Origin of the sequence: Flavitalea sp. (genome assembly GCF_035489435.1) — a bacterium.
In the GTDB taxonomy this organism is placed as follows: Bacteria; Bacteroidota; Bacteroidia; order Chitinophagales; family Chitinophagaceae; genus DATHKG01.
This window is the reverse complement of sequence record NZ_DATHKG010000165.1, coordinates 13,025-23,858: the sequence shown is the minus strand read 5'-3', so window position 1 is coordinate 23,858 and position 10,834 is coordinate 13,025. Positions and strand designations below refer to the sequence as shown.

Below are 10,834 nucleotides of genomic sequence, written 5' to 3'. Positions count from 1 at the left end.
ACACATGAACAACAGGAAACCGCCAGCCAGCTATCAAATTAATCTTCGGAATTTTGTAAAAAAACAAAATCCGGCAACTTATTTTAGATTCGGGTTTTTTTGAACCTCAGTCAGGGGAATTGGAAACAGCAGATTTTCTTCGGTGAAGGGAATGAGATGATTTGGCGATTTATATCCTACGAGGTCAACGATTTTGTTTTGGCCGACATCAAAAGCCTTGCGCGTCCTCAGCATATCGTACCAGGTTTGAAATTCAAAACAGAGTTCCCAGAATCTTTCTTTCAATATGTCGTCCACTTCGAGTTTTGCAGGAAGGAGCGCACCTGGAAATGCCCGGCTATGCACCTCATGCCAGGAACTTATTGCCAGCGGATCAGAAGTTAAGCCCCCATCCTGCCGGGATTTCGCTTCGGCACAGATCAGCAACACTTCCGCATAGCGGATCAAAGAAACATTGAGTCCGGCCCGGTTGGTAAGTTCCGCAGTGGAATCCCAATATTTAAAAATATACGGAGCGTTGAAATTAACATTCAGGTTCGGCGTCCCAAACTGAGGATAACTATTATAAAAAAATACCCTCTCTTTTTTACGGACATCTGAATCGTGAAACGAATTATAAAACTCTTTTGTAGTGCCCATGGCGCCGCCGAGCGTCGGTTTTATACTTATCGGCAGATATGGATACGGCATTAAGGAAAAATGTAAAATATTCGGAGCATTTACAGGATCACGCTGCAACATGAAAATATTTTCGCCTGTATTTTGCTTTGATTGCTGGCGAAGATCAGCAAAGTTGGGAAAAAGCGAAAATTCGCCGCTGTTTATTACTTCCGCAGCTTCCTTGTATGCAAGCTGGTAATATTCTTTTTTTAAAAGCGGATAACCGGCCATAGTAATATACACCTTTGCCAGCAAAGCTTTTATGGCTCCCTGGGTAACATGTCCCCGTTTATCGGTCCAGGGCAACCCGCAAGCCTGTGCAAAGTTCAGATCATTCACAATCTGTTTGTAAATATCTTCGACAGGTGCCTTGTTTATATGGGTGTCTGCCAGGCTTAAGGTGGGAACAGTTTTCAAAGGAAGACTTCCAAATAACCTGACACCCTGGAAATAATACCAGGCGCGGAGAAAATGAGCTTCACCAAGAAATTTTTTCTTTGATACCTCGTCTAGAATATCTGTTTTTGACAGATTCGCTATGACACTATTGCAATTTTCAAGTGGATAAAAAGTAGCATTCCACCAATCGCCAAGATGCTGATTAGCCGGGTCAATTTTTATAAGTTGTAGAAACTGGATATCATCACTGTTCGGGGCATAAGGGCGAGTACTGTAACCCGTCATATATTCAACTGCAAACAATGGGCTAACAGATACGCCTATGCGATTAGTGTGCAATCTTGATAAGCCCGCATAACATCCCGCTACAGCAGCTTCGGCCTGGGCTGGAGTGGTATAATATTTTGATGCATCGATAAATCCTGTTGGTTCTTCCTCCAGGAATTTATTACATCCGCTGAAGAAGAGCAACAATAAAGCAGATATGGGCATTATTTTTATCATCAGATAGTCACTGATAAATTTATTGAGATAGTTTTAGCTTTAGGATACTGGAAGAAATCAACGCCCTGGTTAAGATCACCATCAAAAGAGGTATTCTCGGGATCGTAACCCTTATAGCCCGTTAACAGGAAATAATTTTCTGCCAGTACAGTAAGACTTCCCCGCTTCATTCCAAATTTGTTCAATAAGCGGGTAAGGTCGTAACTCAACGAAATATTTCTGATCCGGAGAAAGGAGCCATCTTCTATATTATACGAATCAATGCGATTTTCGTTTCCATCCAGCGGCAACCGCAGTTGTGCCAATGGTGTATTTTGATTTTGTGGTGTCCAGGCATTGAGTATGCTCTTATAACTATTCGCCCATGGCGCCTGCGTTTCATCTATATTTCGAAAAAAATTAATGATTTTGTGACCATACATCACCTGCACGTCCACAAATAAAGAAATTTTTTTATACCGGAAATGGTTTTCAAAATTTGCCTCAAAATCCGGCATTCCGTTTCCAAGCGGAACACGGTCATCTGCGTCGGTCATCTTATTTCCATTTATATCAGCCCATTTAAGATCTCCCGGTTTTTTTGCATAAACCGCTGCCTCGGCTGCTTCATCAAGCCCCCATGCATCCTGGCGGAGATAACCAAAAAACTCATTTAGCGGTCTGCCTTCTGCGATTCGCCCGCCCCAGGTATTGATGATATCCCCATTAAGCCGGAGTACTATTGACCGGTTCATCGAATAATTTATACCCGTGTTCCATGAAAAGCCTTTTCCGGAAATTACTCTTGCGTTGATCCCCAGCTCAAGCCCCCGGTTGCGGATAGATCCAATATTATCAAAAACTCCACTGTACCCGGTTGTTACGGGCAGTTGTTTTCGATATAGCAGGTCGGAGGTCACTTTATCATAAACATCAGCCACCAGGTCAATCCGGCCATTAAATAGAATCAGGTCAAGACCAAAATTAAGCTGGCGCGCTTTCTCCCATTTAAGATCCTGGTTACCCAGTTCCGCTACTGTAACGGCGGGGTATAACCGATTATCAAAAACAACCTGTGAAGCATTGAGGCGGTTTAGTGTTACATAGTTACCTATAGCAGCATTGCCATTGGTACCTATACTGGCTCTTAGCTTAAGTGTGTTAATTGCCCCGGTCGGGGGAAAAAAATCTTCCTCTGAAATCACCCACCCTGCTGACACAGATGGAAAAATTCCATATTTACTATTTGCACCAAATCTTGATGACCCATCGGCCCGTAGCGAAGCCCCGAAAAGGTACCTGTTATCAAAATTGTAATTTACCCGGGTATAAAACGAATTAAGCTGATTACGGTCGGTGCCGGATGTTGGTTGTTCCCATACTGATCCGGCCTGGAGATTGTTAAAGCTGAAGTAGTCGTCGAAAAAGTTTTGTGCTCCCGCAGCGGTAGAAGTACTGAGATAATAGTACCAACTGGCACCAGCAATAGCATTAAACCGATGTTTTCCTGATTTTTTTGTATAGGAGAAATAGTCTTCATTGGTCCAGGAGCCACCATTAGTATGTGTTCTTCTTGCAATACCCTGTTGGGTCGCAGAATAATCGTAAACATCCCTCCCGGCATAGTAAAAGTTGTAGCCTGCACTTGTGAAGCCGCTCAGGCTGGAAATAAAATCAAGATCCGGGGCCAGGTGGAATGTGGCAATGATATTCGCCTGTGTATATGTGCGGCCGGTAATCGACTTTACATCGTTAAGCAGGCGCACCGGGTTCTCGGAATTTTCTGCCCCGGGATAATCCGATTTGCGGGAATAGGTACCGTCCTCATAGGTGACAGGCAAAAAAGGAAGAAATTCCACCATTTGCCTGAGTGGATTAAGACCGAGTGTATTCAGATCGATATTATTAGATTGTGTTCCCCCGGTGTTTATTGATGCTTTAATGCCCAGCCATTTTTTTACGTTCCAGCCTACATTTATATAACCATTCACTTGCCTGGAGTAGCTGTTTAACATGATACCCTGTTGATTTCTGTAGGAAATGTTTGCCAGTACTGTCAGATCGTCTTTTCCTCCGGAAAATGTGAGGGAATGGTTGTGTGATAATGCCTCGCGGGTGGCGGCTTCCTGCCAGTTAATATTATGAATGGGTTTACCATCAGAATAAAACAATTCTGTTTTCCGTGCAAAAAAATTGAAGGGATCCAGGTGGGGAGCCATCCTTCCTGGAACGTATTCATATGTACGCCGGAACATTTCAAGCGCACCATCTGCATCCAGCAATTCAAGTTCACGGGCTAGTTTACCTACGCTCAGGGTGCCGCTGTATGAAATTTCTGATCTTTCCTTCTGTCCTTCTTTCGTAGTAAGTATGATGACCCCATTTGATCCTCTCGATCCATAAATGGCAGCCGCGGCTGCATCTTTAAGTACGCTCACAGAGGCTATTATGCTCGGGTCCACAATTGCGGGATCGGCACCCACAAACCCATCAATAACATAGAGTGGGATGTTCGAAGCATTAATCGATCCGGTACCCCTGATCTTAATGGTTGGCTTACCTCCGGGCTTACCCGAATTTAACATCACACTTACACCCGGAATTTTACCTGCAATTGCCTGAACAATATTTATGGAATTTGGACGCTCACTAATTTGAGCTGTACTCACCAATCCAATTGCTGTAGATATATTTGATCGCATCGTATTACCATATCCTAATACAACAATATTGCTCAGGGCGCTTGTTGAGTCCCGCAGAAGCCTGATCAGATGATCAGTTGTATTGCCAACCCTGATCCTTGTTTGTATATAACCGATAAAGGTGAACTCCAGGCTGTCTTCAGCTTTGATGCCATTGATTACAAATTTTCCGGATGTATCTGTCGTTACTCCCCTCAGACTATTTGCAACACTTACAGAAACCCCGGGAAGTGCTGTACCCCGCTCATCAACAACTTTTCCCTTGATGAACACTGGTATTACCTGCAAAGTTTTCCTGGTAATAAGAATATTTGTTCCCTGCTGTTCAAACAATAGCGATGCAGGTAGAAGATCATTAAGGACAGCATATACAGAATAATTTTTTTTACTGATTGTAAACCTTCCCAGCTTCCGTATATCTGTGGAATTATAAACGAATTTAAAGCTGCTCAGCATTTCGATCCTGTCAAAAATTTCGTTCAGGTATTGATTTTCTTCGTGGAGATTAACAAAAACACTACGTGGATCGGGGGCAGATTGAGAATAGACCCGGATATTTGTGAGTAGCACAAGGGATAGCAGAATGATCGGGAATTGGATAATTTTATTAAGTAGAAACAATCGTTGAATTATCTTACACTTCATATCCCACCTTATCAGTTAATTTGTTGCACTAAGGCAATTCGGGTAAGCCTTCGGATCTGCCCGTGCAAAGATTGTCAATCGATGATGACCTTATTTACAAGGCTTACCAGAAATTACATACCGTCCATTTTGTTTAATAACTTTACTTCCATTTATACTGGATAACATTTTAATAATTTCAACCGGGCTTACGTTCGAATCAAAACTGGCAGTAAGCAAACATTTTTCAATCCCGGGATCCTTGAAAATGATATCCATGTCAAACTTTGACTTAAGTTGTCCGGCAATATTCTTAAAACTGGTTTCCCTGAATATCAATGAACCGGTTTTCCATGCAATGGCCTGATCCGGGTTAACTTTTTTTGCGGCAGTTCGCGCTCCACCGTTGGAATTATAAACAATTTCTTCGTTCATACCCAGCACGCCCAGTACCTCCTGGTCAATATCAACAGCCACTTTGCCTTTAGTTACCGTAACTACTGTTGTCGGATCAGATTTATGCATCCGGATATTAAATTCAGTGCCAACAACACTTACATTTAATTTACCCGCATGCACGATGAATGGTTTTTTTTGTTGGGAAACTACAGAAAAATAAGCTTCGCCATCCAACCATACTACACGGGTGTCTTTTATGAAGTTGTTGTCATACCTGATTTTGCTTTCGCCATTGAGCCAAATAATGGATCCGTCGGGAAGGGTGGTTTTTGTAGTTTGTTTTTCTTTCCCGGTTATATTGACATAAACAATGCGAGACGTCTCTCCGGGACGGGAAACTAAGTTATAAACCAACAAGCCCAGGCCAAGCAGGATGATTAATGACGCAGCTATCATCAGCGACCGGTATCGCGATATCGCTGGTACCTTCTGAACCTTTTCGGGCTTAGATGGAAGAATCGTTCCGCGTATGCGTTCAAGCATTCTTGCACTCGTTGCCGATTTTTCAGAAGCATCCATCTTATCGGTTAATCCTTCCTTTGCTTCAAATGAATCATACCACTTGTCAAGCAGTGACAGCTCTTCCGGTGTGGCTTTCCCTGCTATTGATTTTGTAATAATGTCATTAATGCGTGATTCATCCATGGGTGGTGAAAATACGAATTTATCATTGAATGGTCAATGGTCACCATCCCTCATTCTGTTTGAGATTAGATCCAAGATCAATTTGTTCCTGAGGAAAAGGAAAAAAATTCTGTTTTGGTTCGAAAACCCGATCCTGCACTTTCACGCGCTGGTATGTAACGGGATTTCCGGCTCCATCAACTGTAATCTTTATTCCGGTAACAGGTTTGTTGAAATAAGTTTCTCCTTCCTTCCATCTCCGTATATCATAGAAGCGGTGTTCTTCAAAACACAATTCCACCCTTCGCTCATTTTTAATACGGGCGCGCATTTCTGCCTGGTTGAGGTTAGTTGGCAGCGCAGGCATGGAAACCCTTGCACGCACCTGGTTCACAGCATTGTGAACCGCAGAAACCGGTCCCTGTGCTTCGTTTAATGCTTCAGCATAGTTGAGAAGTACTTCAGCATAGCGGAATAAAACCCAGGGGCGACGGATCGATGCATTGGAAACCTGGTTCCATCTTGCATTTTCACTGAGAAACTTTTTCATGTAATATCCCGTCTTTGTGGCATTGATACTTTGATCAACAGCGTCTTTGCCACCAACATGAGTCAGCACTTTTGCGGTTTTGAAAGTTGATCCGTTAAAAAAAATAGTCAGTGCCAGCCTTGGGTCCCGATTGACATATGGATTATTTTCATTGTAACCGGATGTAGGATCAGTAATCGGTTTACCATTGCTCATTTCAAATGCGTCTACCATTTCCTGTGTTGGATTTGTGCGACCAAGTCCGCCATCAAAACTCACGGGTGCATTAAATATTTCGATGCTGTTGATATTATTAGCCTGTGTAGCAAAGATTACTTCGTTGTTATATGCCGCAGTACTATAATTAAACACATTGGCATAACCGGTGATCAGTTGTGCGCGGTTAAGATCAATTATCGCTTTTGCAGCGTCGGCAGCTTTTTGCCACTTTACAACATCTGTGCCCGTACTGTAAAGCGGACTTGCGGAATAAAGATAGAGTCTTGCTTTAAGGGCCATAGCTGCGATCTTCGTGGCCCTGCCGATTTCCTTTGTATCGGCTGAACCATTGTAGTCGGTGTTCCACTGAGGTAGATTTGCATAGGCGGAATCACAATCAAGTACCACCTGCGCAACACATTCTTCCCAGGTATTTTTGGGGAGATTCAGATCCTCCGTTCTGTCAAATACCCGGTTAGCAATAATGATAGGACCATATCTTTTCATCAGTTCAAAATGAAATAGTCCCCTGAGAAAAAATGCCTCACCGCGCCATCTTTTTCTTAATGAATCTACTGTGAGCGTAGAATTCAACGGCCTGATTTCTCCTTTAGAGATAGTCTCAAGGAAAACATTAGCCTTCCGGATCCCATTGTAATAATTCGCATAGCCGTCATCGAAGGTCCGGGCCGGACCCCAGGTTCCGTTAACTAAAGTATAAACAAAGGAATTCAGGTTTGAATTCACAGCTTCATCACAGGCAGCGGCAAGCATAGCACCATTGCTATCGAGATTGAAACGCGCGTCATTGGCAACAGTACCCGCGCCGATTGTGTTGTATATATTATCCAGGAATCCTTTAACGTAAAGAAAGTTACCGGTCAACTGGTCGTCAGTTATTTCACCACCCTGGTGAAGAATATCTTCATCGATATTTTTCTTACATCCTGCAAGCGATGCAGCCAGGCAAACAAGCGCTGCAAACAAAATATTTTTAATTTTCGATTCCATTGTTTGAAATATTTTACATGGGTGTTTCATATTGCTGATTTAATTCTGTTAAAACCTGACATTAATACCACCGGAAAAACTAGCCAGATAAGGGTATGAGCCGTAAACGCCACCAGTAACCAGATCAGGGCTAAGATCCAGATCCTTCAAACCCCCAAAGGCAACTATATTATACCCGTTCAGATAGATGCGGAAGGATTCAACTCCCGCCCTTTTAAAAATCTTTGACGGTAACGTATAACCGAGTTCCACATTCCTGAGTTGAATGAAATCGGATTTCCTCATCCAGAAGGTTGATGGAGCCGTATTATTTCCCCTGTCTGCAATGCCCAGTCTTGGCCATATTGCAGTGGAGGCAGTGGCTGCCGACCAACGGTCAATGCTGTACTGATTCAGGAATCCATTTGCAGCAATTCCTGAGTTAATTATGGGATTCAGATTGGCAAAACCACCGTGTTGCCCGTTAAAAAGAAAACTAAGATCGAAGCCGGCGATATTCAGGCTTGCCCCGAATCCATAATAACCTTTGGGTATCGTGGAATAGTCAAGTACTGAACGATCGAAATTATCAATCAGCCCATCATTATTAACATCACGGTATTTTAGATCTCCCGGTTGTATTCTGCCTGAAAGGGTCTGTCGCGGCGATTTGCTGATTTCATCCTGGCTCTGGAAAATTCCTTCAGACTCATAAACCAGCCCAGGATTCGCGAGCGGATGCCCGGTCTGACGCTGATTCTCTGGTAAGCCCGGGCGGTCATTGTAGGCTACGAGGTTTGATTTTGCATATGTGTAATTAGCAAAAACATTAAGCTGTAGTCTTCCGATCTTTTTTGTATAGCTGACCGATGATTCAATGCCTTTGTATTGTGCAATACCATTGTTTTCCGGAACGAGGGTCTGACCAATGAAGCCCGGGATAAATGCAGGTGAAATCAATCCCTTGCGACGGTCTATAAAAAAGTCGATACTTAAAGACAGTGCCTGCGATAAAAATTTCGCATCTACTCCTATGTCAAGTTTGTTGGATCTTTCGAAACTAAGATCATTATTTGGTAATGAAGCCTCTGCCGTGGCGCTTCCGGCACTTGAAAACCCGGTACCAAAACTATAGCTTGGAATATTGATCGTATTATAGAGTGACTCCCAGCTATAAAGTCTTGCACCATATAAATTTTCGCTGCCTGTGCTTCCATATGAGGCACGGACTTTCAGGTAATCGATCGCCGGTACTGATTTAAGAAAATTTTCTTCTGATAAAACCCATCCTACCGAGGCAGCCGGGAACAGGCCGTACCTGTGTTCCGGGGCAAAGCGGTCATTGCCTGAATAGTTCAAAACCACATCTGCAAAATACCGCTGCTGGTAACCATAAGATGCGCGGTAACTGATACCTTTCCGTTTAAAATCAAACCGTGCATTTGCAACAGGGTTAAAATAGGCAGAACTATTGTACCGTAGTGACATATTCAGATCACTTTCTCCAAACCCACGATCATAATCAAAGCCAGCCCAAAGCTCATTGCTCCGGATGCTGTTGCTGAAAGTAGCCGGGCTGAATGCCAGGGCTGAACGCGGACCGCCAAAACGTGTATAAGCCCCGGTCGCCGGATTCTCCTGGTAAACATCAAAATTTTCGTTACGGCCATTTTGGTAGAGGCCGGAGTAATCATATGAATACATCACATTTGCTGACAGTCCCTTCAGCCAATCATCCATTTTATACCTGGCCGTAGTTGAAGCAAGCAACACACGGTTCACCTGTGAACTGTAACCTTTGTTTTTTAAAGTGCCCAGCGGGTTATTTGTAAATATTGAATTGCCTCCGTAGGATCCGTTTTTGTTCACAAGGGGATAAGCATTGGGTGGTGTAAGATAGATGGCATTCATGAGGCTATCCATTCCGGTGGTGCCAAGACTTAATTGTACCGGCCCGCGACGGTCTTCTATACGGCCACCAATATTCAGGGTTATATCAAGTTTATCCGTCACGGCGGCGCTGATATTTGACCGGAAATTATATCGCTGATATCCCGCATTGGAATTATAGTTGTCTGATTTCGATTCTGCGAACAGTCCACCCTGGTTATAGTAACTGAATGAAGTAAAATATTTCACCGCGGTGTTGCCTCCGGAAATTGTACCAACATATCGTTGCAGCGGTGCAGAACTCTCAAAGAATCTATCTACAAAATTATTGTCAGGATAAAGGTATGGATCAGTACCATCACGGTAACCATCAAGCGCTGTTTGATTATATAAGGGTGCGAAACCATCATTCTTCAAAGCTTCATTATAGAGAGTGGCATAAGTAAATGAATTCAGCGGTTGTATTTTATACTTAGGTGTCTGCACGCCACCCATTAGATCCAGTGTGATCTTCATATTTCCGGCATTGCCGGTCCTGGTGGTAACCAGTAAAACCCCGTTTGCGCCCCGGATCCCGTACCAGGCTAGTGCGGTTGCATCTTTTAGTACACTCACACTTTCAATTTCATTGATATCCATATCAGAGAAATCCCTTTCAATGCCATCTACCAGTATTAATGGCGCCTGCACATCGTTGTAGGATGATCTGCCCCTGATTAGTATCGATGCCGCATCATTTCCAGGAGCCGTTCTCACTGGATTCACATAAACACCTGCAAGCTGCCCGGTGAGAATATTTGTAAGTGAAGAAAAAGGGATCTGGGGAGCCCCCTCTCCTTTTAACACCGATACCGCGGTTGTGAGTTGCCTTTTTTTCCTGGTGCCGAAAGGAATGAATACTTCATCGTTTTCGGTACCATCGATTAATCTTTCGGTCAGCATAACTGAACCTTCCCTGATATCTTTCGCAGCCATGCGAAGCAGGTTGAATCCTTCTTTTGTAAAACTTACATATTCAGACTCACCGGCCTCAAGTGTAAATCTTCCGTCAGCTTCAGTGACCAATTTTTGTGATCCGCTTTCTGTTTCAATTAATACACCAGGTACCGGCTTCTGATTTCTGTCTGTGACTCTTCCTGCAACTTTTAGCACCGGACCTGTTTCCTGTGCAAATGCAAACTGTAAGAGGAGAAGGAAAAAACATAAAAAAAATATTGGTCTTTGCCTGAAAATATTATTTCTCATTTTTTAAAAA

The 10,834-nt window shown here is 43.3% G+C and carries 5 protein-coding genes; all 5 read right to left on the bottom strand.

The genetic code is table 11. The features are described from left to right. Positions 1-78: 78 nt before the first annotated feature. Positions 79-1,563 carry a RagB/SusD family nutrient uptake outer membrane protein gene (locus VK664_RS25885; RefSeq protein ID WP_461401621.1) on the bottom strand — a complete coding sequence of 495 codons (1,485 nt, stop codon included), beginning with the start codon at positions 1,561-1,563 and terminating at the stop codon, positions 79-81. Next, complete coding sequence (locus tag VK664_RS25880) at positions 1,563-4,889, bottom strand: SusC/RagA family TonB-linked outer membrane protein (protein WP_461401620.1); 3,327 nt, start codon at positions 4,887-4,889, stop codon at positions 1,563-1,565. The genes VK664_RS25885 and VK664_RS25880 overlap by 1 nt, the downstream gene beginning before the upstream one ends. A gap of 90 nt (positions 4,890-4,979) precedes the next feature. Further along, on the bottom strand, positions 4,980-5,972 hold the full coding sequence (locus tag VK664_RS25875; protein WP_461401619.1) for a FecR family protein: 993 nt from the start codon (positions 5,970-5,972) through the stop codon (positions 4,980-4,982). A gap of 40 nt (positions 5,973-6,012) precedes the next feature. After that, a complete protein-coding gene (locus VK664_RS25870) occupies positions 6,013-7,710 on the bottom strand; it encodes a RagB/SusD family nutrient uptake outer membrane protein (RefSeq protein WP_461401618.1) in 1,698 nt (565 codons plus the stop codon). A gap of 48 nt (positions 7,711-7,758) precedes the next feature. Then, positions 7,759-10,824 (bottom strand): SusC/RagA family TonB-linked outer membrane protein, encoded by a 3,066-nt coding sequence (locus VK664_RS25865; RefSeq protein ID WP_461401617.1) that lies wholly within the window; start codon positions 10,822-10,824, stop codon positions 7,759-7,761. Positions 10,825-10,834 lie beyond the last annotated feature (10 nt).

Bases quoted from the DNA above. Each gene is read 5' to 3' on its own strand.
- VK664_RS25885 (WP_461401621.1), bottom strand. From the start codon at position 1,563: ATGATAAAAATAATGCCCATATCTGCTTTATTGTTGCTCTTCTTCAGC.
- VK664_RS25880 (WP_461401620.1), bottom strand. From the start codon at position 4,889: ATGAAGTGTAAGATAATTCAACGATTGTTTCTACTTAATAAAATTATC.
- VK664_RS25875 (WP_461401619.1), bottom strand. From the start codon at position 5,972: ATGGATGAATCACGCATTAATGACATTATTACAAAATCAATAGCAGGG.
- VK664_RS25870 (WP_461401618.1), bottom strand. From the start codon at position 7,710: ATGGAATCGAAAATTAAAAATATTTTGTTTGCAGCGCTTGTTTGCCTG.
- VK664_RS25865 (WP_461401617.1), bottom strand. From the start codon at position 10,824: ATGAGAAATAATATTTTCAGGCAAAGACCAATATTTTTTTTATGTTTT.